18 protein-coding genes are annotated in these 20,557 nt (G+C 70.1%); 14 read left to right on the forward strand and 4 right to left on the reverse strand.

The annotated features are described in order from the left end of the window. Positions 1–149 precede the first annotated feature (149 nt). Positions 150–1,163, reverse strand: coding sequence for a LacI family DNA-binding transcriptional regulator (locus ACZ7M2_RS46795; RefSeq protein WP_060901179.1), 1,014 nt, complete (start codon positions 1,161–1,163; stop codon positions 150–152). Between the two features lie 318 nt (positions 1,164–1,481). On the opposite strand from ACZ7M2_RS46795, the gene ACZ7M2_RS46800 reads away from it, so the two are divergent. From ACZ7M2_RS46800 to secA, 4 genes are all read left to right on the forward strand, one after another. Further along, entirely contained in the window at positions 1,482–2,288 is an 807-nt protein-coding gene (locus ACZ7M2_RS46800) for a GH12 family glycosyl hydrolase domain-containing protein (RefSeq protein ID WP_471600469.1), read from the forward strand. 164 nt (positions 2,289–2,452) lie between these two features. Then, positions 2,453–4,384, forward strand: a complete 1,932-nt coding sequence (locus ACZ7M2_RS46805; RefSeq protein ID WP_471600470.1) for an acyl-CoA dehydrogenase family protein — start codon at positions 2,453–2,455, stop codon at positions 4,382–4,384. A 103-nt stretch (positions 4,385–4,487) separates the two neighbouring features. Then, positions 4,488–4,973, forward strand: a complete 486-nt coding sequence (locus ACZ7M2_RS46810) for a hypothetical protein (RefSeq protein WP_471600471.1) — start codon at positions 4,488–4,490, stop codon at positions 4,971–4,973. Between the two features lie 16 nt (positions 4,974–4,989). Next, positions 4,990–7,761: a preprotein translocase subunit SecA gene (gene secA / locus ACZ7M2_RS46815; RefSeq protein WP_471600472.1), complete on the forward strand. Its 2,772-nt coding sequence runs from the start codon at positions 4,990–4,992 to the stop codon at positions 7,759–7,761. Positions 7,762–7,791: 30 nt separating this feature from the next. Here secA and ACZ7M2_RS46820 read toward each other — a convergent pair whose 3' ends face one another. Further along, positions 7,792–8,244 carry a lamin tail domain-containing protein gene (locus tag ACZ7M2_RS46820; protein WP_471600473.1) on the reverse strand — a complete coding sequence of 151 codons (453 nt, stop codon included), beginning with the start codon at positions 8,242–8,244 and terminating at the stop codon, positions 7,792–7,794. A 220-nt stretch (positions 8,245–8,464) separates the two neighbouring features. Here ACZ7M2_RS46820 and dxr point away from each other — a divergent pair, with 220 nt between their 5' ends. The 6 genes from dxr to ACZ7M2_RS46850 all read left to right on the forward strand — a co-directional run bounded on the left by dxr (position 8,465) and on the right by ACZ7M2_RS46850 (position 15,984). Next, positions 8,465–9,748, forward strand: a complete 1,284-nt coding sequence (gene dxr / locus ACZ7M2_RS46825; RefSeq protein ID WP_471600474.1) for a 1-deoxy-D-xylulose-5-phosphate reductoisomerase — start codon at positions 8,465–8,467, stop codon at positions 9,746–9,748. Next, positions 9,745–11,049 (forward strand): M50 family metallopeptidase, encoded by a 1,305-nt coding sequence (locus ACZ7M2_RS46830; protein ID WP_471600475.1) that lies wholly within the window; start codon positions 9,745–9,747, stop codon positions 11,047–11,049. Before dxr ends, ACZ7M2_RS46830 begins: the two co-directional genes overlap by 4 nt. Positions 11,050–11,223: 174 nt before the next feature. Then, a complete protein-coding gene (ispG, locus tag ACZ7M2_RS46835; RefSeq protein ID WP_471600476.1) occupies positions 11,224–12,381 on the forward strand; it encodes a flavodoxin-dependent (E)-4-hydroxy-3-methylbut-2-enyl-diphosphate synthase in 1,158 nt (385 codons plus the stop codon). A gap of 248 nt (positions 12,382–12,629) precedes the next feature. Further along, entirely contained in the window at positions 12,630–13,478 is an 849-nt protein-coding gene (locus ACZ7M2_RS46840; protein WP_075031337.1) for a GNAT family N-acetyltransferase, read from the forward strand. Between the two features lie 134 nt (positions 13,479–13,612). Beyond that, positions 13,613–14,182 carry a GNAT family N-acetyltransferase gene (locus tag ACZ7M2_RS46845; RefSeq protein ID WP_352047875.1) on the forward strand — a complete coding sequence of 190 codons (570 nt, stop codon included), beginning with the start codon at positions 13,613–13,615 and terminating at the stop codon, positions 14,180–14,182. A gap of 104 nt (positions 14,183–14,286) precedes the next feature. Beyond that, positions 14,287–15,984 (forward strand): proline--tRNA ligase, encoded by a 1,698-nt coding sequence (locus ACZ7M2_RS46850; protein WP_471600477.1) that lies wholly within the window; start codon positions 14,287–14,289, stop codon positions 15,982–15,984. Between the two features lie 52 nt (positions 15,985–16,036). Here ACZ7M2_RS46850 and ACZ7M2_RS46855 read toward each other — a convergent pair whose 3' ends face one another. Next, positions 16,037–16,456 (reverse strand): hypothetical protein, encoded by a 420-nt coding sequence (locus tag ACZ7M2_RS46855; protein ID WP_471600478.1) that lies wholly within the window; start codon positions 16,454–16,456, stop codon positions 16,037–16,039. Positions 16,457–16,498: 42 nt separating this feature from the next. On the opposite strand from ACZ7M2_RS46855, the gene ACZ7M2_RS46860 reads away from it, so the two are divergent. Genes ACZ7M2_RS46860 through ACZ7M2_RS46875 form a run of 4 tightly spaced genes read left to right on the forward strand, consistent with a single transcriptional unit; the run spans position 16,499 to position 19,563 of the window. Continuing rightward, the gene (locus ACZ7M2_RS46860) at positions 16,499–17,479 is read left to right on the forward strand and encodes an FAD:protein FMN transferase (protein WP_471600479.1); all 981 of its coding nucleotides are present in this window, start codon (positions 16,499–16,501) and stop codon (positions 17,477–17,479) included. Beyond that, complete coding sequence (locus ACZ7M2_RS46865; protein ID WP_471600480.1) at positions 17,476–18,075, forward strand: ferric reductase-like transmembrane domain-containing protein; 600 nt, start codon at positions 17,476–17,478, stop codon at positions 18,073–18,075. Before ACZ7M2_RS46860 ends, ACZ7M2_RS46865 begins: the two co-directional genes overlap by 4 nt. After that, positions 18,072–19,325 carry an NADH-ubiquinone oxidoreductase-F iron-sulfur binding region domain-containing protein gene (locus tag ACZ7M2_RS46870; protein ID WP_471600481.1) on the forward strand — a complete coding sequence of 418 codons (1,254 nt, stop codon included), beginning with the start codon at positions 18,072–18,074 and terminating at the stop codon, positions 19,323–19,325. Before ACZ7M2_RS46865 ends, ACZ7M2_RS46870 begins: the two co-directional genes overlap by 4 nt. A gap of 1 nt (position 19,326) precedes the next feature. Beyond that, the gene (locus tag ACZ7M2_RS46875; RefSeq protein WP_471600482.1) at positions 19,327–19,563 is read left to right on the forward strand and encodes a ferredoxin; all 237 of its coding nucleotides are present in this window, start codon (positions 19,327–19,329) and stop codon (positions 19,561–19,563) included. A 12-nt stretch (positions 19,564–19,575) separates the two neighbouring features. Here ACZ7M2_RS46875 and ACZ7M2_RS46880 read toward each other — a convergent pair whose 3' ends face one another. Next, positions 19,576–20,517: an aminoglycoside phosphotransferase family protein gene (locus ACZ7M2_RS46880; protein WP_352047891.1), complete on the reverse strand. Its 942-nt coding sequence runs from the start codon at positions 20,515–20,517 to the stop codon at positions 19,576–19,578. Between the last annotated feature and the right edge of the window lie 40 nt (positions 20,518–20,557).

Genomic DNA, 20,557 nt, shown 5'->3' on the forward strand with positions numbered 1-20,557 from the left:
AGGAATGCAGACATGAGGAATGCAGACATGCAGACATGGGGGTGCCCGGCGAGGAGGGCACAACGCTGGGGCTGGGGCTGGGGCTGGGGCAGTGCGGTGTGATGCGGTGCGGTGAAGGGGGGACGGGGAGTGGGGTGGCCGGTCCCCGGTCAGGCGGCGGTCGGCGCCGGGCCCGTGCTCGCCCGTACCGTCAACTCGGGTGCGATGAGCACGACTTCGTCCTTGCCGTGCCCTTCCAGCTTGGCGATCAGATGCTCCACGGCGAGCCGGCCCATCTCCTGCGCCGGGATGGCGACCGAGGTCAGCCGCACCGAGGCCTGTGTCGCGACCTGGTCCGGGCAGATCGCGATCACCGACACGTCCTCGGGGACGGCCCGGCCCTGCTGGCGCAACAGCGCGAGCAGCGGCTCGACCGCGGACTCGTTCTGCACGACGAAGCCCGTGGTGCCGGGGCGCTCGTCGAGGATGCGGGCGAGGGTCAGGGCCATCGCGTCGTACCCGCCCTCGCAGGGGCGGTGCAGCACGCGCAGGCCCAACTCCCGCGAACGGGACCGGAGTCCGTCGAGGGTGCGCTCGGCGAAGCCGGTGTGCCGCTCGTAGACCGCGGGGGCCTCGCCGATGACAGCGATGTCACGGTGGCCCAGCAGCGCGAGGTGCTCGGCGCACAGCGCGCCCGTCGCGCCGAAGTCGAGATCGACGCAGGTCAGGCCGGAGGTGTCGGCGGGCAGGCCGATCAGTACGGAGGGCTGGTCCGTCTGGCGCAGCAGCGGGAGCCGTTCGTCGTCGAGCTCCACGTCCATCAGGATCATCGCGTCGGCGAGCCCGCTGCCGGTGACGCGGCGCACGGCGTCGGGACCCTCCTCGCCGGTGAGCAGAAGCACGTCGTAGCCGTGCGTGCGGGCGTGGGTCGCCACCGCGATGGCGATCTCCATCATCACAGGTACGTACATGTCGGTACGGAGCGGAACCATCAGCGCGATGATGTTGGACCGGCTGCTCGCCAGGGCCCGGGCGCCCGCGTTCGGGTGGTATCCGAGCTCCTGGATGCTCCGCTCGACCCGCTGCCGGGTGCCCGCGGAGATGGACCGCTTGCCGCTGAGGACATAGCTCACCGTGCTCGCCGAGACTCCGGCGTGCTGGGCGACCTCGGCGAGGGTGACCATCCAGCTCTCCAAGCATTGTGTGAAGCGCTTCGACAGTGCGCAGTGCGGATAAGGGTGTGTGAGGGTGGCTCGACAGTAGCTCGATGGGTGGTGGGTGTCCATAGGTTGTCGAAGCGCTTCGACAGGTTTCTTGCGGTGCGGGCTGGGAGCCGTTGTCGTGCCGCGCGACGGCACGTTCGCGGTGCCGTGCTCGGGCGTGTTTCCAGTGTCGTGCGCCGGTGCGTCTTCCGCGCCGGACTTCGCCGTGCGGCGGCAACCTTTTGCGGGCCGGTGGTCACTGAGAAGGCGTACGCAGACCGTTTTCCGGAAGGACCCCCGATGCAACACCGCCGACCGCGCCTGTCCAAGAGGGCGAAGACGATGCTCGCGGGAACGGTGGCGCTCGCGGCCGCCGCGGGCGTCACCGTCGCCCAGGCGGGCGAGACCGGCAAGAAGTGCGGCGCCTTCGACACCGTCACGATGGGCAAGTACTACGTCAACAACAACCTCTGGGGGCAGGACGACGGCACGGGCACCCAGTGCGTCTGGGACACCTCGCGCTCCGGCGACACCATCGGCTGGGGCACGAACTACTCCTGGACCAGCAAGGCCGGCAAGGAGAACAGCGTCAAGTCGTACGCCAGTACCGTGCTCGGCTGGCACTGGGGCTGGAAGACCGACAAGGCGGCCACCGAACTGCCCGTCCGGGTCGGCGACCGCAAGCCGGTCAGAACCAGCTGGGAGTTCTCGGTCAGTTCCGGCCCCGGCACCATGAACGTCTCGTACGACCTGTGGCTGCACGCCAAGAACAACGCGGACTGGCAGGACCGGCCCACCGACGAAATCATGGTCTGGCTCAACCGGCAGGGCGGTGCGGGCCCCCTCGGCACCAAGTACGGCAGTGTGAGCCTCGACGGCGCCATGTGGGACATCTACCAGGGCGACATCGGCTGGAAGGTGTACTCCTTCGTCCGCCGCGCCAACACCACCAAGGCCTCCCTCGACCTCGACGACTTCACCCAGGCCCTGGTCCGCCGCAAGCTGCTCGGCAACGACAAGTACCTCTCCGGCATCGAGTCGGGCAGCGAGGTCTTCCGCGGTTCGGGACGGCTGGACACCAAGGCGTACTCCGTCGACATCGGCTGAGATCGGCCGGTACCGGCCGGCATCGGCTCAAACCTCTGGGGTACACGTTCACGCGAACGCGCGCGAGGACTGGTGGGGTCACCCGTATTCGGGTAAATACGATCGAGTAGCACCGATCAGTAACGAAGGTCCCCAAGATCCCTATGCGCGGCGAGGTGAGCCTCATGTCCGCAACACCCCACCAGCCCACCGTCACTGAACGTGAGGCACGACAGGTCGCGGAGGCGGCCCGCGAACAGGACTGGCGCAAGCCCAGCTTCGCCAAGGAACTGTTCCTCGGCCGCTTCCGCCTCGACCTGATCCACCCGCACCCCATGCCCGCCGAGGACGACGTACAGCGCGGCGAGGAGTTCCTCGCCAAGCTGCGCGACTTCTGCGAGACGAAGATCGACGCGGCCCGTATCGAGCGCGAGGCGCAGATCCCCGACGAGGTCATCGACGGGCTCAAGGACCTCGGCGCCCTCGGCATGAAGATCGACACCAAGTACGGAGGCCTCGGCCTCACCCAGGTGTACTACAACAAGGCGCTCGCCCTCGTCGGCTCCGCGAACCCGGCGATCGGCGCCCTGTTGTCCGCGCACCAGTCGATTGGCGTACCGCAGCCGCTGAAGCTCTTCGGCACCCAGGAGCAGAAGGACGTCTTCCTGCCGCGCTGCGCCCGCACCGACATCTCGGCCTTCCTCCTCACCGAGCCGGACGTGGGCTCCGACCCGGCGCGGCTCGCCACGACCGCCGTCCCGGACGGCGACGACTACGTCCTCGACGGGGTGAAGCTCTGGACGACCAACGGCGTCGTCGCCGATCTGCTCGTCGTCATGGCGCGCGTCCCGAAGTCCGAGGGCCACAAGGGCGGCATCACGGCGTTCGTGGTGGAGGCCGGCTCCGAGGGCATCACCGTCGAGAACCGCAACGCCTTCATGGGGCTGCGCGGCCTGGAGAACGGCGTCACCCGTTTCCACCAGGTCCGGGTCCCCGCGGCGAACCGGATCGGCCCGGAGGGCGCGGGCCTGAAGATCGCCCTCACCACCCTCAACACCGGCCGTCTCTCGCTGCCCGCCATGTGCGTCGGCGCGGGCAAGTGGTGTCTGAAGATCGCCCGCGAGTGGTCGGCGGCCCGCGAGCAGTGGGGCAAGCCGGTCGCCCTCCACGAGGCCGTCGGCGCGAAGATCTCCTTCATCGCGGCGACGACGTTCGCGCTGGAGGCCGTCGTCGACCTGTCGTCGCAGATGGCCGACGAGAACCGCAACGACATCCGCATCGAGGCCGCCCTCGCGAAGCTGTACGGCTCCGAGATGGGCTGCCTGATGGCCGACGAACTGGTCCAGATCCGCGGTGGCCGCGGCTTCGAGACCGCCGAGTCGCTGGCGGCGCGCGGCGAACGGGCGGTGCCCGCCGAGCAGATCCTGCGCGACCTGCGCATCAACCGCATCTTCGAGGGCTCGACGGAGATCATGCACCTGCTGATCGCCCGTGAGGCCGTGGACGCCCACCTCTCCGTGGCCGGTGACCTCATCGACCCCGACAAATCCCCCTCGGACAAGGCGAAGGCGGGCGCGAACGCGGGTGTCTTCTACGCCAAGTGGCTGCCGAAACTGGTCGCGGGCCCAGGTCAGCTCCCGCGCTCGTACGGCGAGTTCAACCGGCACGTGGATCTCTCCCCGCACCTGCGCTACGTCGAGCGCAACGCCCGCAAGCTCGCCCGCTCCACCTTCTACGCCATGTCCCGCTGGCAGGGCCGGATGGAGACCAAGCAGGGCTTCCTGGGCCGGATCGTCGACATCGGCGCCGAGCTCTTCGCGATGAGCGCGGCCTGTGTGCGCGCCGAACACCTGCGCCTCACCGGGCAGCACGGCCGCGAGGCCTACCAGCTCGCCGACGCCTTCTGCCGCCAGTCCCGCATCCGCGTCGACGAACTCTTCGGCCGCCTGTGGAGCAACACCGACGACCTCGACCGCAAGGTCGTCAAGGGCGTCCTGGCGGGCACGTACGAATGGCTGGAGCAGGGCGTGATCGACCCGTCGGGTGAGGGCCCCTGGATCGCCGACGCGACGCCAGGACCGAGCCGGAAGGAAAACGTCCACCGCCCCATTCGCTGACCTTTTCCCCAGGAATTCACTGCCGTCCCGGTTCGCCATTCCGCCGCTTGCCGCACCGAATATGTGCGTCAACAATGAGGAGAATGGCGAACGGGGACGGCAGATGCGCCAAGGAATCGGGGAAGAACACGGTCACGGCCTTTCCGCGCAGCTGACGCGCGCCCGCACCGAGGCCCGGCTTCAGCTCGACGAACCGGATCGCGTACGGGCCCTGCGGACCGTCCGCAAAGAAGTGCGGCCGCTGGCGCAGAAGCTGCGCGACGTCGCGCCCGAGACCTTCGAGGCGCACCGCGACGCCCTCGCGGTTCTCCTCAACGACTGCGCGCTCGCCCTGGTCGACACGGAGCCACGCCCCCCGGCGCCCTCCTTCGACGCCGTACGGATCCGGCGCATCGACCTCCGTGACGTCGACGGTCTGCTGGACGCCGGGCGGCCGGGGGAACGGCCCGTCATCCAGCAACTCTTCAAGAGCGCGCTCGACGTGGTCGACGATCCCGTCCTGCGCGAGGTGATCAAAGCGAATCAGCAAGGCGTCCACATTCTGCAACGAGCCAATTACTGGATTCGGCTGCTCGCGGACGCCGTTTAGCTCTGGGGGAATTCCTATGCCGGGCAAAGGTCTGGACGTCATCACCGGCAGGATCATGCGGGCCGGCGAGGGACGGGTGCTGCGCAGGCTCCAGCGCGTCGTCGATCAGGTCAACTCCCTGGACGAGGAGTTCAGGGCCTTGTCCGACGAGGAACTCCAGTCCCTCACCCCGGAGTTCACACAGCGCCACGCCGACGGCGAGAGCCTGGACGACCTGCTGCCTGAGGCCTTCGCCACGATGCGCGAGGCGGCCCGGCGGACCCTGGGCATGCGTCACTTCGACGTCCAGGTGATGGGCGGCGCGGCGCTGCACCTCGGCAACATCGCGGAGATGCAGACGGGGGAGGGCAAGACCCTCGTCGCCACCCTCCCCGTCTATCTGAACGCCCTGGCGGGCAAGGGAGTCCACCTCGTCACGGTCAACGACTACCTCGCCGAGCGCGACGCCGAGTGGATGGGCCGCGCCTACCGCTTCCTGGGCCTGACCGTCGGTGTCATCAAGTCCGAGTCGACACCCGCCGTACGCCGCGCCCAGTACGCCTGCGACATCACCTACGGCACCAACACCGAGTTCGGCTTCGACTACCTGCGCGACAACATGGCCTGGTCGAGTGACGAACTCGTGCAACGCGGCCACCACTTCGCGATCGTCGACGAGGCCGACTCCATCCTCATCGACGAGGCCCGCACCCCGCTGATCATCTCCGGTCCCGCCGACCAGCCCACCCAGTGGTACGAGGCGTTCGCGGGGCTCGTACGACGGATGAAGGGTGTCCGCGTCCAGGAGGAGCTCTTCACCCGGCCGGCCGAGAAGGAGGAACTGGCGGCGCTGCGGGCCACGTACGACTACGAGTACGACCCCAAGAAACGCACCGTCGCGATCCTGGACCGGGGCGTCGAGTACCTCCAGGACCAGCTCGGCATCGAGAGCCTGTACGAGTCCGACCACACCTCCCTCATCGGGCACCTCAACAACGCCCTGAAGGCCAAGGAGCACTTCAAGAAGGACAAGGACTACGTGGTCGTGGACGGCGAGGTGCTGATCGTCGACGAGCACACCGGCCGCATCCTCGCGGGCCGCCGCTACAACGAGGGGCTGCACCAGGCGATCGAGGCGAAGGAAGGGGTGACGATCAAGGACGAGAACCAGACCCTCGCCACGATCACCCTGCAGAACTTCTTCCGCCTCTACGAGAAGCTCGCCGGTATGACCGGCACGGCGATGACCGAGGCCGCCGAGTTCCACCAGATCTACCAGCTCCAGGTCGTGCCGATCCCGACCAACCGGCCCCCGAAGCGCGCCGACGACCCCGACCAGATCTACCGCACCGCGGACGCCAAGTACGCCGCGATCGTGGAGGACATCGCCGAGCGGCACGCCCAGGGGCAGCCGATCCTCGTCGGCACCACGTCGGTGGAGAAGTCCGAACTGCTCTCCGCGCTGCTCAGGAAACGCGGTATCCGGCACGAGGTGCTCAACGCCAAGAACCACCAGCGCGAGGCCCAGATCGTGGCCCAGGCGGGCCGCAAGGGCGCGGTCACCGTCGCCACCAACATGGCGGGCCGCGGCACCGACATCATGCTCGGCGGCAATCCCGAGTCCCTCATAGCCGCCGAGCTGGAGAAGAGCGAACTCACCGAGGAGGAGCACCCCGACGCCTGCCGCGAGGTGCGCGAGCGCGTCACCGCCGCGGTCGGGGCGGCGTACGAGGAGGTCAAGGAGCTCGGCGGGCTCTATGTGCTGGGCACCGAGCGCCACGAGTCCCGCCGTATCGACAACCAGTTGCGCGGCCGTTCGGGGCGCCAGGGCGACAACGGCGCCTCCCGCTTCTACCTCTCCCTGGAGGACGACCTGATGCGCCTGTTCCGCGCCCAGGTCGTGGACCGCGTGATGGCCATGGCGAACGTCCCCGACGACATCCCCATCGAGAACAAGATGGTCACCCGCGCCATCGCCTCCGCCCAGGCCCAGGTCGAGCAGCAGCACTTCGAGTCCCGCAAGGACGTCCTGAAGTTCGACGAGGTGCTCAACCGGCAGCGCACCCTCATCTACGCCGAGCGCCGCCGTGTCCTGGCCGGGGAGGATCTGCGCGAACAGCTCCTGCACTTCATGGACGACACCGTGCGGGCGTACATCGGACAGGAGACCAGTGAGGGCTTCCCCGAGGAATGGGACCTGGAGCGGCTCTGGGGCGCCTTCAGGCAGCTCTATCCGGCACGGGTCACGATCGAGGACCTGGAGGAGGCGGCCGACGACCGTGCGAACCTCACCGCCGAGGACCTGGTCGAGGCCGTGACCCGGGACATCCACGACCGCTACGAGGACCGTGAGGCCGAACTCGGTGCCGACGCCCTGCGCGACCTCGAACGCCTGGTCGTCCTCAACGTCCTCGACCGCAAATGGCGCGAGCACCTCTACGAGATGGACTACCTCCGCGACGGCATCGGTCTGCGCTGGACGCTCGGCCGGGAACCCATCGTGGAGTACGAGCGTGAGGGCTTCGACATGTACGGCGCGATGACCGACGCCATCAAGGAGGAGTCCGTCGGCTACGTCTTCAACCTGGACGCCTCCAGCGGTGCGCCCGGGACCCTCGAACGCCGTGACCGGGTCGAGGACCTGCACTTCACGGCCCCCACCATGGACACGGCGGAGGGTGTGGTCGAGGGTGACTTCTCCCCGGCGGACGCCGACGCGCCCGCGACTGCCGCCGCGCCGGCTCCCGCGCCCCCACGCGGCGGCTCGCGCCCCGGCAGGTCCAAGGCGCGGCGCCGCCGCAAGCGCTGAGGACGCGGGGGCCGGCGGCGGTGGCAGGGACTAGCAGTACTTGTCGCTGGGGTCCCGGGTCGTCCACGAGCACGCGTCGACCCTGCCGCCGTTCGCCTTGGTGAGCGTGGCGGTGTCGCTGGTGTTGTTCCAGACGTACGCGCGGCGGTTCTGGTACTTGTCCCCCGCGGTGTCCCTGCCGCTGCCCGTGTGCACCTTCATGGTCTTGTGCGCCCCGATCTTCACGTTCGGGAAGGTGTACCTGTGGTTCGAGACGTCCTTCAGGATCCAGCCCTTGAGCGAGATCGATGCCGAACTGGTGTTCTTGATCTGCACCCACTCGGCGTTGAGGCTCGCGTTGGAGCGGTTGTCCGAACCGGGGCTGTCGAACCAGACGTGGTAGATGGTCACACCGCCGGCCGCCTGCGCCGGAGTGCTGAGAAGGAACGTGCCCGTCAGTGCCACGGCGCCCGCGAGCGCGGGCAGGGCAGCGCGTATCCGCATGAGAACCCCCCAGGGTGTCGCCCCCCGGCCGGTCGTCCACCGGCCAGTGAGAGTGACGACGTGCATGAAGTGCTATCACATGATCTTCACGCAGGTTTCACAAAGGGTGATTTCGCTTCCTCCGGTACGTCGGGGTGCTAATGGGGCCAGAAAAGAGGAGAAGCGAGGAGAAGTGGGGAGCCCTGTCCTGCGCGGGTCGCGCAGCGGCCACAATGGGGGGATGAGCGACAGTCCAGCCCCCCTCGCTGATCCGCATCTCGTCTTCGACCCCGTGGACGGAGTCCGGGACGTCGTGATCCTCGGCTCCACCGGCTCGATCGGCACCCAGGCCATCGACCTCGTGCTGCGCAACCCCGACCGGTTCCGGGTCACCGCGCTCTCCGCCGCCGGCGGCAGGGTCGGACTGCTCGCGGAGCAGGCCCACCGGCTGCGCGTACGCACGGTCGCGGTCGCGCGCGAGGACGTCGTACCGGCGCTGCGGGAGGCGCTCACGGCCGAGTACGCACCCGGCGAGAGCCTTCCCGAGATCCTGGCCGGCGCGGACGCCGCCACCCAGCTCGCCGCCTCCGACTGCCACACCGTCCTCAACGGCATCACCGGCTCCATCGGCCTCGCCCCCACCCTCGCCGCCCTGGAAGCGGGCCGCACCCTCGCGCTCGCCAACAAGGAATCGCTCATCGTCGGCGGCCCGCTGGTGAAGGCGCTGGCCAAGCCCGGCCAGATCATCCCGGTCGACTCCGAGCACGCGGCGCTCTTCCAGGCACTGGCGGCCGGTACGCGCGCCGATGTGCGCAAGCTGGTCGTGACCGCCTCCGGCGGACCCTTCCGGGGGCGTACGAAGGCGGAGCTGGCGAACGTCACTCCGGCCGAGGCGCTCGCGCACCCCACCTGGGCCATGGGCCCGGTGATCACCATCAACTCCGCGACCTTGGTCAACAAGGGGCTGGAAGTCATCGAGGCGCACCTCCTCTACGACATTCCCTTCGATCGGATTGAGGTGGTCGTGCACCCGCAGTCGTATGTCCACTCGATGGTTGAGTACACAGACGGATCGACACTGGCCCAGGCGACGCCCCCCGACATGCGGGGACCGATCGCCATCGGTCTCGGCTGGCCCGAACGCGTCCCGGACGCGGCGCCCGCCTTCGACTGGACCAAGGCGTCGAGCTGGGAGTTCTTCCCGCTCGACAACGACGCGTTCCCCTCCGTCGGGCTCGCCCGGCACGTGGGGCAGCTCGCGGGCACGGCCCCGGCGGTGTTCAATGCCGCCAACGAGGAGTGCGTGGACGCGTTCCTGAACGGCGCCCTGCCGTTCAACGGGATCATGGAGACTGTCACCCGGGTGGTCGAGGAACACGGCACACCCGGAACGGGAACTTCCCTGACCGTGGCGGACGTCCTCGAAGCGGAGACCTGGGCGCGCGCCCGGGCCCGTGAACTGACCGCACAGACGGCACCGACAGCGCCAATGGCACAGACGACAACCGCGGAGGCTCGTGCATGACGACCCTGATGATGATCCTCGGCATAGTCGTCTTCGCGGTCGGCCTGCTCATCTCGATCGCCTGGCACGAGCTGGGACATCTGTCGACGGCCAAGCTCTTCGGTATCCGGGTGCCGCAGTACATGGTCGGCTTCGGGCCGACCATCTGGTCACGGAAGAAGGGCGACACCGAGTACGGGGTGAAGGCGGTTCCGCTCGGCGGCTACATCCGCATGATCGGGATGTTCCCGCCCGGCCCGGACGGCCGTATCGAGGCGCGCTCCACCTCCCCCTTCCGGGGCATGATCGAGGACGCCAGGTCGGCGGCCTTCGAGGAGCTCCAGCCCGGCGACGAGACCCGCCTCTTCTACACGCGCAAGCCGTGGAAGCGCGTGATCGTGATGTTCGCGGGCCCGTTCATGAACCTCATCCTGGCCGTCGCGATCTTCCTCGGCGTGATGATGACGTTCGGGGTGCAGACCCAGACCACCACGGTCGGCAAGGTCTCGGACTGTGTCATCCAGCAGAGCGAGAACCGGTCGAAGTGCGCGGCGAGCGACCAGGCCGCGCCCGCCAAGGCCGCCGGGCTCAAGGGCGGCGACAAGATCGTCGCGTTCAACGGCAAGGCGATCGACGACTGGTCGGCGCTGCAGTCCGACATCCGCTCCAACCCCGGCAAGGACGTCACGCTCACCGTCGAGCGGGGGGGCCAGAAGGTCGACCTGACCGCTCACCTGATCAAGAACCAGGTCAGCAAGACCGACGGCAACGGCGGCTATGTCGAGGGCAAGTACGTGTACGCCGGCTTCCTCGGCTTCACGCCCGCCTCCGGCATCGTCCAGCAGTCGTTCGGCCAGTCCGTGAACCGCATGGGCGACATGATGCAGAACGGTGTCGAGTCGCTGGTCTCGCTGCCCGGCAAGATCCCCGACCTGTGGAACGCGGCCTTCGGCGACGGCCCGCGCAAGGCGGACTCCCCGATGGGCGTGGTCGGCGCGGCTCGTATCGGCGGTGATGTCTTCACCCTCGACATCCCGGCGTCGCAGCAGGTCGCGATGATGCTGCTGCTGGTGGCGGGCTTCAACCTCTCCCTGTTCCTGTTCAACATGCTTCCGCTGCTCCCGCTCGACGGCGGTCACATCGCGGGCGCGCTGTGGGAGTCGCTGCGGCGGAACGCGGCGAAGGTGCTGAGGCGGCCGGACCCGGGCCCGTTCGATGTGGCGAAGCTGATGCCGGTGGCCTATGTGGTGGCCGGAATCTTCGTCTGCTTCACGATCCTCGTCTTCATCGCGGACGTTGTTAACCCGGTGAAAATCTCCTAGACGGTCTCGTGGCGGGACACCGTTCGTGGCGGCCGGGCACCCTGGGTGTCCGGCCGCCATCCGTTGGGTGGGTTTAGGGGCGTGATGTGCTCGGGCGTGCGCCGGTGCCGTAATCTCGGAGCCTGGAGCCCACGATTCCGGGACCTTGATCCACAACTTGGGGTTGCACAGCAGATGACTGCGATTTCTCTCGGCATGCCGTCCGTTCCGACCAAGCTCGCCGAGCGTCGGAAGAGCCGGCAGATCCAGGTCGGAACCGTGGCCGTGGGTGGAGACGCACCCGTCTCGGTGCAGTCGATGACGACCACGCGTACGTCGGACATCGGCGCCACGCTGCAGCAGATCGCCGAGCTGACGGCCTCCGGTTGCCAGATCGTGCGGGTGGCGTGCCCGACCCAGGACGACGCCGACGCGCTCGCCACGATCGCCCGAAAGTCCCAGATCCCGGTCATCGCGGACATCCACTTCCAGCCGAAGTACGTCTTCGCGGCGATCAACGCGGGCTGCGCGGCCGTCCGTGTGAACCCCGGCAACATCAAGCAGTTCGACGACCAGGTCAAGGAGATCGCGCGGGCCGCGAAGGACACCGGCACCCCGATCCGGATCGGGGTCAACGCGGGCTCGCTCGACAAGCGGCTCCTCCAGAAGTACGGCAAGGCGACCCCCGAGGCGCTCGTGGAGTCCGCCCTCTGGGAGGCGTCCCTCTTCGAGGAGCACGACTTCCGGGACATCAAGATCTCGGTCAAGCACAACGACCCGGTGGTCATGGTCAACGCGTACCGCCAGCTGGCGGCGGCGTGCGACTACCCCCTGCACCTCGGTGTGACGGAGGCGGGCCCCGCCTTCCAGGGCACGATCAAGTCGGCGGTGGCGTTCGGAGCGCTGCTCTCCGAGGGCATCGGCGACACGATCCGGGTGTCGCTGTCGGCGCCGCCCGTCGAGGAGGTCAAGGTCGGTCTCCAGATCCTGGAGTCGCTGAACCTCAAGCAGCGGGGCCTGGAGATCGTCTCCTGCCCGTCCTGCGGGCGTGCCCAGGTCGACGTGTACAAGCTGGCGGAAGAGGTCACCGCCGGTCTCACCGGCATGGAGGTCCCCCTCCGCGTCGCCGTCATGGGCTGCGTCGTGAACGGTCCGGGCGAGGCCCGCGAGGCCGACCTCGGCGTCGCCTCCGGCAACGGCAAGGGGCAGATCTTCGTCAAGGGCGAGGTCATCAAGACGGTCCCCGAGTCGAAGATCGTCGAGACGCTCATCGAGGAAGCGATGAAGCTCGCCGAGCAGATGGAGGCGGAAGGTATCGCCTCCGGCGAGCCCTCGGTGTCGGTGGCGGACTGACCCACCTTGTGACGCAAGGGACCCGGGTGCCCCTCCGGAGGTGGCGCCCGGGTCCCTTGCGTGCGGTGCTGCTTGGTATCTCCGGCTAAAGTACGGAGATCAGCAGACCGTGTGACTACGCCCTGGGGGGCTTCTCGCAGTGATGCGACGGTCAAGCCCTGACCGGTGCCCACAAACGAGCACACGACGACGCTAACAGGGTGCGCGACGCGCTGTCGTTGCCCGCAAGGAGTGATGGAGTCGTCCCGTTGTTGACCCAGACCACCACCAGGGTCCTCGAACCGAGTGACCTGGACGCCGCGCTCGCCGTCCTCGACCGCGACCCGGTCGCCAACGCCTTCGTCGCGTCCCGGGTGCAGGTCGCGGGCCTCGACCCCTGGCGGCTCGGCGGCGAGATGTGGGGCTGGTACGAGGACGGCATGCTGCGGTCCCTCTGCTACGCGGGCGCCAACCTGGTCCCGATCTGCGCCACCCCCCGTGCCGTCCGCGGCTTCGCGGACCGGGCGCGAAGGGCCGGCCGCCGCTGCTCCTCGATCGTCGGCCCCGTCGAGGCCACCGCCCAGCTGTGGCGGCTGCTCGAACCCAGCTGGGGCCCGGCCCGCGAGGTCCGCGCCCACCAGCCGCTGATGGTCACCGACCGCCTCCCCGCCGACATCGCCCCGGATCCGTACGTCCGTCGCATCCGCAAGGACGAGATGGAAACGATCATGCCGGCGTGCGTGGCGATGTTCACCGAGGAGGTGGGCGTCTCACCGCTCGCCGGTGACGGCGGCCTGCTCTACCAGGCGCGGGTGGCCGAACTCGTCGGCACCGGCCGTTCGTTCGCCCGTCTCGACCAGAACGGCAAGGTCGTCTTCAAGGCCGAGATCGGCGCCGCCACCCGGCAGGCCTGCCAGGTCCAGGGGGTGTGGGTCGCCCCCGAGTACCGGGGACAGGGTCTGGCGGCCCCCGGCATGGCGGCCGTCATGCGCTACGCCCTCGCCGACGTCGCCCCGCTCGTCAGCCTCTACGTCAACGACTTCAACACCCCGGCCCGGGCGACGTACCACCGCGTCGGCTTCCAGGAGATCGGCGCGTTCATGAGCGTGCTGTTCTAGGGCCGGCAGGGGCCGGGGGAACTCCTCGACCGGCCTCGGACCGACTCCCGATCGGCCCCCGGCCCACCCGCACCCGACGCAACCCCCCGTAGTCCCGGCGCGATCCGGCGAAGCGCCCGGGTAGTCTCCCCGGCATGCTGCGCTTTCCCGGTCAGGGCCCCCGCAACCCCGACGACGTGGTCGTCGGCCCGCTGGATCTCGCGGCGCGCGTCGACGAGGCGCTCGCCGTGCAGGCCCTGGCCTTCGGGCTCGGCGCCGACGAGGTCGCCGTACGCCGGCAGATCGTGCTGCGTCACCTCACCTACCCGGGAGCCCGCGCACTCGGCGCGACGACGGTCGGCGGACGGCTCGTCGGCTTCGTCTACGGCATGCCCAACGACCGCACCCACTGGTGGTCCACCGTCGTGGAACCGTATCTGCGCGCCCAGGGACGCGACGCCTGGCTCGACCAGTCCTTCGTGATCACCGAACTGCACGTCCACCCGCACTACCAGAACCACGGCGTGGGCCGGTCCCTGATCACCGGCATCACGGACAGCGCCACCGAGCCCCGCTCGATCCTCTCCGCCATCGACACCGACAGCCCGGCCCGCGGCCTCTACCACTCGCTCGGGTACGAGGACCTCGCGCGGCAGGTTCTCTTCCCCAGCGCACCCAAGCCGTACGCCGTCATGGGCGCCCCACTGCCCCTCCGCAGGCGCTGAGCGCCTGGGTCCGCCCTCCGGCCGGGCGCTAACCGATTTCCACCGGGATGGGCCGCCCGGCTAACCTCCTAGCCATCACCCTTACGCAGCAGGAGTCGAGAATCATGGCCCAGGTCCAGCGCATGTCCCGTTTGATGGTCAAGACACTGCGTGACGACCCGGCGGACGCCGAGACGCTCAACCACAAGCTGCTCGTCCGCGCCGGTTACGTGCGCCGCAACTCCGCCGGCATCTGGACCTGGCTGCCGCTCGGCAAGAAGGTCCTCGACAACATCTCCCGCGTCGTACGCGAGGAGATGGACGCCATCGGGGCGCAGGAGGTCCTCCTGCCGGCCCTGCTGCCCAAGGAGCCCTACGAGGCCTCGTCCCGCTGGGAGGAGTACGGCGACCTCCTCTTCCGTCTGAAGGACCGCAAGGGCGGCGAGTACCTGCTCGGCCCGACCCACGAGGAGATCTTCACGCTCATCGTGAAGGACCAGGTCGCGTCCTACAAGGACCTGCCGGTCATGCTGTACCAGATCCAGACGAAGTACCGTGACGAGGCCCGCCCGCGCTCCGGGGTGCTGCGCGGCCGCGAGTTCCAGATGAAGGACTCGTACTCGTTCGACACGACGGACGAGGGCCTCGCGGAGTCGTACGCGCTGCACCGCGCCGCCTACCAGAAGATCTTCGCCCGTCTGGGCCTGGACTACCGCATCGTGTCGGCCGTCTCGGGCGCCATGGGCGGCTCGGCGTCGGAGGAGTTCCTCGCCCCCGCCGCGGCCGGTGAGGACACGTTCGTGGACTGCCCGTCCTGCGACTACGCGGCCAACACGGAAGCCGTCACCTTCGCCCTGAAGCCGGTGGACGGTTCAGGCGTCGGCCCGGTCGAGGAGCTGGACACCCCCGACACCCCCACCATCGAGACGCTCGCCGCGCACCTCGGTGTCCCCGCCTCCGCCACCCTCAAGAACCTCCTGGTCAAGGTCGACGGCGAGATCGTCGCCGTAGGCGTCCCCGGCAACCGCGAGGTCGACCTCGGCAAGCTGGGCGAGCACCTCGCCCCCGCCGTCGTCGAACTCGTCACCGCTGAGGACTTCGAGGGCCGCGGCGACCTCGTGCGCGGCTACGTCGGCCCGCAGGGCCTGGAGAAGGTCCGCTACATCGCCGACCCGCGGGTGGCCCCCGGCACCGCCTGGATCACCGGCGCCAACAAGGTCAACACGCACGCGAAGAACGTCGTCGCCGGCCGCGACTTCGAGGTCGACGACTACCTGGACGTCGTCGTGGTGGAAGAGGGCGACCCGTGCCCCAACTGCGGCACCGGCCTCAAGCTGGACCGCGCCATCGAGATCGGCCACATCTTCCAGCTCGGCCGCAAGTATGCCGACACCTTCCAGCTCGACGTCCTCGGCCAGCAGGGCAAGCCGGTCCGCGTGACCATGGGCTCGTACGGCATCGGTGTCTCCCGCGCGGTCGCGGCGCTCGCCGAGCAGTCGGCCGACGAGCAGGGGCTGTGCTGGCCCAAGGAGATCGCTCCTGCCGACGTCCACGTCGTCGCCGCCGGCAAGGCCCTGCAGACCGAGCTGGCCCTCGACGTGTCGGAGAAGCTCCGCGCGGCGGGCGTACGCGTCCTCGTGGACGACCGCGCCGGCGTCTCCCCGGGCGTGAAGTTCACGGACGCCGAGCTCATCGGCGTACCGAAGATCCTGGTGGCCGGGCGCCGCTCGGCCGAGGGCGTCCTCGAGCTGAAGGACCGCCGCACCGGCGAGCGCGAGGAACTGACCGTGGACGAGGCGATCGCCCGCCTGGCGGCCGAGTAGCAGAACCGGCCGAGTAGCCAAACTGCTTGAAGTCTGAAATCAAAGACGTCTCTCAGAGACTTCTTCCGAGGCGTACGGCTGCCTCACAGACTTCTCTCAGGCTGCTCCCCGACCGTAGGACGTGACAGAGCGTCATTCGGAGGGGAGCAGCCATGACAGGCAGCGAGCGGGGGGCCGCCGCGGCGGTCCGCAGAGGAGCACGGCGTACGGCGGCCGCCGCGGCGGCGGTCACGCTGGCGGCGGCGGCCGGGGTCTTCGCCCTGGTCGGCGCGATGCACGCGGACGCGGACACGACGGCGAGCGGCAGTACGACGGGAACGGGTTCGTCGAGTTCGAGCAGCGGCACGGACTCCTCGGCGACCACCTCATCCACGTCATCCACTTCGGCATCCACGTCATCGACGTCATCCACTGCGTCTGCGTCGAGTTCCTCCTCGGACTCGACCCTCCAGTCGCCGTCCGCCGATCCCACGACCTCCAACGGTGGTTCCGCCGACGCCACTTCGGGGGCGTCGTGACGGCCACTGCGACCCACCGCACCACGGCCGCCGCCGACTGGCGCGCCCTCGGCACCAGCGTCCGCCTGGTCACCACCGACCCGGCCCTGCTGGACTCCTGCAACCTGCTGCTCGCCCGGCACCTCGCCGAGGTCGACGCCGCGTGCAGCCGGTTCCGTCCGGACTCGGAGCTGGTGGCCCTCGACCAGGCGCGGGGCCGCCCGGTCAGGGTCAGCCCGCTGCTCGCCGAGGCACTGGCCGTCGCCCTGCGCGCCGCCGCGGCGACCGACGGGGCCGTCGATCCCACGGTCGGCTCGGCCATCGCCGCCCTCGGCTACGACCGTGACTTCCGGCTGGTCCAGGACGACGGCCGCCCGATCCGGCTCACCGTCCGCCCGGTCCCGGGCCGGCGCGCGGTGACCCTGGACCGCGCGACCGACACGGTCACCGTTCCGGCCGGGGTCCGCCTCGACCTGGGCGCCACGGCCAAGGCCTGGGCCGCCGACAAAGCCGCCGACCTGCTCGCCGAGGCGGCGGGCTGCGGAGTCCTGGTGAGCCTCGGCGGCGACACGGCCGTGGCCGGCGAACCCCCGGCGGGCGGCTGGCGCATCCGCGTCCAGGACGCCACGGGCCCGGTCGACGAGACACCCGCGCCGGGCACGTACGCCACGGTCGCCATCCGGAGCGGCGGCCTCGCGACCTCCGGCACGACGGCCCGGCGCTGGCGCCGGGGCGTCCACGACCTCCACCACATCGTCGACCCGTACACCGGCCTGCCCGCCGAGACCCCCTGGCGCACGGTCTCCGTGGCCGCCGCGACCTGCGCGGACGCCAACGCGGCCGGCACGGCGGCCCTGGTCAAGGGCGAGGGCGCGCAACGGTGGCTGGCAGGGCTCGGCCTGCCCGCACGTCTGGTGGCGAACGACGGCACCGTGGTGACGACACCGGGCTGGCCGGCTTCCGCCCCGGCCTGGTCCGGACCCGGGGCCGCCGCATGAGCGACTCCTCCCTCCTCTGGTACGCCAACAGAGCGACCGGCGCGGTCAGCCTGGTCCTGTTCACCGTCGTCGTACTCCTGGGCATCGCCGTACGCCTGCGCGGCAGACTCCCCGGCCTCCCGAGGTTCGGGACGGTCCAACTGCACCGCACCCTCTCCCTCTCCGCCCTCGTCTTCCTGGCCCTGCACATCACGGCCGCGGCCGTCGACAGCTACGTGAGCATCAGCCTCCTCGACGTCCTCGTCCCGTTCGCCTCCACCTACCGACCCCTCTGGCTGGGCCTCGGCACGGTGGCCCTCGATCTGATGCTCGCGGTACTGATCACCAGCCTGCTCCGCGCCCGCATCGGGCACCGCGCCTGGCGCGCCGTCCACTGGCTGGCCTGGGCCTCCTGGCCGATCGCGCTCATCCACGGCATCGGCATCGGCACGGACACCGGCGCTGGCTGGATGCTGTGGCTGACGATCTCGTGTGTGGCCGCGGTCCTCACGGCCTTCGGCATCCGCGTCGCCCACGCGGCCCGCGCCTCCGGGCGAACCCCGTCCACCCTGCTCCGTACGGCCGAAGCCCGTACGCCCGAAGGAGCCCGCCCATGACCACGACCACGACGGCGACCGGGACGACGGCCATGGCCGGCACCTTTGCGGACATCTACATGCCGCCGCGCCTGCTCGCCCCCGGCGGCGCCCCGGCCGGCTTCACCACCCACGAGCAGCGCTACGGCCCCGTGGCGCACGGCGACCCGGCCCCACTGCTGCGCACGCTCGCCGAGTCCGGGCTCACCGGCCGCGGCGGCGCCGCCTTCCCCACGTACCGCAAGCTGGTCTCGGTCGCCGAGGCGGGCCGCCGCACCGGTCGCACCCCGGTCGTCGTCGCCAACGGCGCGGAGGGCGAGCCAGCGAGCGCGAAAGACAAGACCCTGCTGCGACTGTCACCCCATCTCGTCCTGGACGGGCTGCAGTTGGTGGCCGAGGCGGTCGGCGCGCGGGAGGCGTATCTCGCGGTCGAGGACCACGCCACGCCCCTCGAAGCAGCGCTCGCCGAGCGACGTGACCCGCTACGGGTGCGCACCGTACGCGTCCCGAAGCGCTTCCTGTCCGGCCAGTCCTCGGCCCTCACCCAGTACGTCTCCGGACACGCGGCCCTGCCGCGCCACCAGCGGCCCCCGGTGCGCGAGCAGGGCGCGCACCGCGCGCCGACGCTCGTCCAGAACGTCGAGACGCTCGCCCATCTCGCCCTGATCGCCCGCTACGGCGCCGACTGGTTCCGCTCGGTGGGCACCCCGGCCGAACCGGGCAGCGCCCTGTGCACGGTGCATGTGCCAGGCCGCGAGGTGCGGGTCGTCGAAGCCCCCTTCGGCATGCCGCTGCGCCGTCTCCTCCCGCTCGACGGCATGGGCGCGGTCCTGGTCGGCGGCTACCACGGCACCTGGATCCCGGCCGCCGAGGCCGCGACCCGCACGCTGACCGTCGCCGACCTCGGCGCGGGTGTCCTTGCCGCGCTGCCCCTGAACCGCTGCGGCCTCGCCGAGACCGGCCGTGTGCTGCGCTATCTGGCCCTCGAATCGGCGGGCCAGTGCGGACCCTGCCTCAACGGTCTGCCCCGTATCGCGGCCGCTTTCCAGACCCTGGCCGCACCGGGGCCGCAGGGCGGCACCCGCGAGGACATCGCCCGTTGGGCCGGACTCGTCGAGGGCCGCGGCGCCTGCCACCACCCCGACGGCACGGTCCGCCTGGTGCGCAGCGCACTTGCGACCTTCGCCGCCGAACTCGACGCGCACGCCGCGGGCCACTGCACGGCGACCGACCACTCCCCGCTGCTGCCCGTCCCCGCGAACAGGAACTGACATGGCCCGCCACGCCCACCGCACCGACCGCACGCACCGCCTGGATGTCGACTGGACCGCCTGCCAGGGCCACGGCCTGTGCGCGGAACTCCTCCCCGAACACATCACGCTCGACGAGTGGGGCTACCCGCTCCTGAGCGAGGCCCCCCTTCCGCCCACCACCCTGAAACGCGCCCGCAGAGCTGCCGCCGACTGCCCGCTCCTGGCCCTCAAACTCGCCACCGCACAGGGAAGTTAGGGGTCCGGGCGGTCAGAGCCAGCTGGCGAACTCCAGCAACAGCTCCGCGTCCTGCGGCCGCCCGACCCGCCCCGCCCGTACGCCGGACTCGACCGCCCGGAACAACGTCCAGCCCCGCAGCCGCTCCTGGTCCACCTCCAGGGACTCGGCGAGCCGCTTCACCCGTCGCCGTGTGATCGACGACCCCGAAGGGGACGCGATCAGGTCCTCCACCCGGTCCCGGACCAGCCGGGCCAGGTCGAAGGCGCACTCGCCGACCACCGGGTCCGGGCCCACCGCCAGCCACGGCATGCGCTCACCGGCGAGCACCTTGCTCTGCCGGAACGTGCCGTGCAGCAGCCGTTCCTCGGGCGGTCCGGCGAGGAGTTCCTCGCGGGCCGCGAGCGCCGCGTCGACCAGTGGCGCGACCTCGGTGTCGACGCTCGCCGCCGCCCGCATCGCCTCGGCCTGCCGCCCGGTCCGCTCGGCGACGGTCTCGAAGACATGGGTGGCGGGCGGTTCGACCCACAGCCGCCGCAGCGTCCCGGCGGCCTCCAGCAGAGCCTTCGCCTCCGGCAGCGAACGTACGGACAGATCGGGACGCAAGCGCTCCAACAGCAGTACGCCGTGGGTGTCGCCCTGCGCGTCCGCGGGGTTGAGGAGCTGTACGGCGCCCCGTCCGTCCCAGTGGGCGAGCGCGGCCCGCTCGCTCTCCGGACGGGCCCGTGGCGGCGCCAGCTTCAGCACGGCGGGCGTCCCGTCGGCCTGCCTGACGAGCAGGACAAGGCTGCTTCGACCGCCGGGTGCCTGCACCCGCTCCACGGTCAACTCGCGTAGATCGACCGCCTGTTGCGCCAGCACGGGCAGCCTGTCCAGCCACTCGCCCGTCCCGTTGGACCCGCCGGATCCGTTGGACCCGCTCCGCTGCGTCTCGCCGAGTGCCCGTACCAGGCGCCGCGGCGGTTCGAAGGCCATGCGCGAGTCCATTGCGCGAAGTGTTCCTTTCCAGCTGGTC

The organism is Streptomyces sp. NPDC111507, from assembly GCF_055638955.1.

Bases quoted from the DNA above. Each gene is read 5' to 3' on its own strand.
- ACZ7M2_RS46830 (WP_471600475.1), top strand. From the start codon at position 9,745: ATGACGACCCTGATGATGATCCTCGGCATAGTCGTCTTCGCGGTCGGC.
- ACZ7M2_RS46875 (WP_471600482.1), top strand. From the start codon at position 19,327: ATGGCCCGCCACGCCCACCGCACCGACCGCACGCACCGCCTGGATGTC.
- ACZ7M2_RS46880 (WP_352047891.1), bottom strand. From the start codon at position 20,517: ATGGCCTTCGAACCGCCGCGGCGCCTGGTACGGGCACTCGGCGAGACG.
- dxr (WP_471600474.1), top strand. From the start codon at position 8,465: ATGAGCGACAGTCCAGCCCCCCTCGCTGATCCGCATCTCGTCTTCGAC.
- ACZ7M2_RS46845 (WP_352047875.1), top strand. From the start codon at position 13,613: ATGCTGCGCTTTCCCGGTCAGGGCCCCCGCAACCCCGACGACGTGGTC.
- ACZ7M2_RS46850 (WP_471600477.1), top strand. From the start codon at position 14,287: ATGGCCCAGGTCCAGCGCATGTCCCGTTTGATGGTCAAGACACTGCGT.
- ACZ7M2_RS46800 (WP_471600469.1), top strand. From the start codon at position 1,482: ATGCAACACCGCCGACCGCGCCTGTCCAAGAGGGCGAAGACGATGCTC.
- ACZ7M2_RS46805 (WP_471600470.1), top strand. From the start codon at position 2,453: ATGTCCGCAACACCCCACCAGCCCACCGTCACTGAACGTGAGGCACGA.
- ACZ7M2_RS46810 (WP_471600471.1), top strand. From the start codon at position 4,488: ATGCGCCAAGGAATCGGGGAAGAACACGGTCACGGCCTTTCCGCGCAG.
- ispG (WP_471600476.1), top strand. From the start codon at position 11,224: ATGACTGCGATTTCTCTCGGCATGCCGTCCGTTCCGACCAAGCTCGCC.
- ACZ7M2_RS46820 (WP_471600473.1), bottom strand. From the start codon at position 8,244: ATGCGGATACGCGCTGCCCTGCCCGCGCTCGCGGGCGCCGTGGCACTG.
- ACZ7M2_RS46795 (WP_060901179.1), bottom strand. From the start codon at position 1,163: ATGGTCACCCTCGCCGAGGTCGCCCAGCACGCCGGAGTCTCGGCGAGC.
- ACZ7M2_RS46865 (WP_471600480.1), top strand. From the start codon at position 17,476: ATGAGCGACTCCTCCCTCCTCTGGTACGCCAACAGAGCGACCGGCGCG.
- secA (WP_471600472.1), top strand. From the start codon at position 4,990: ATGCCGGGCAAAGGTCTGGACGTCATCACCGGCAGGATCATGCGGGCC.
- ACZ7M2_RS46870 (WP_471600481.1), top strand. From the start codon at position 18,072: ATGACCACGACCACGACGGCGACCGGGACGACGGCCATGGCCGGCACC.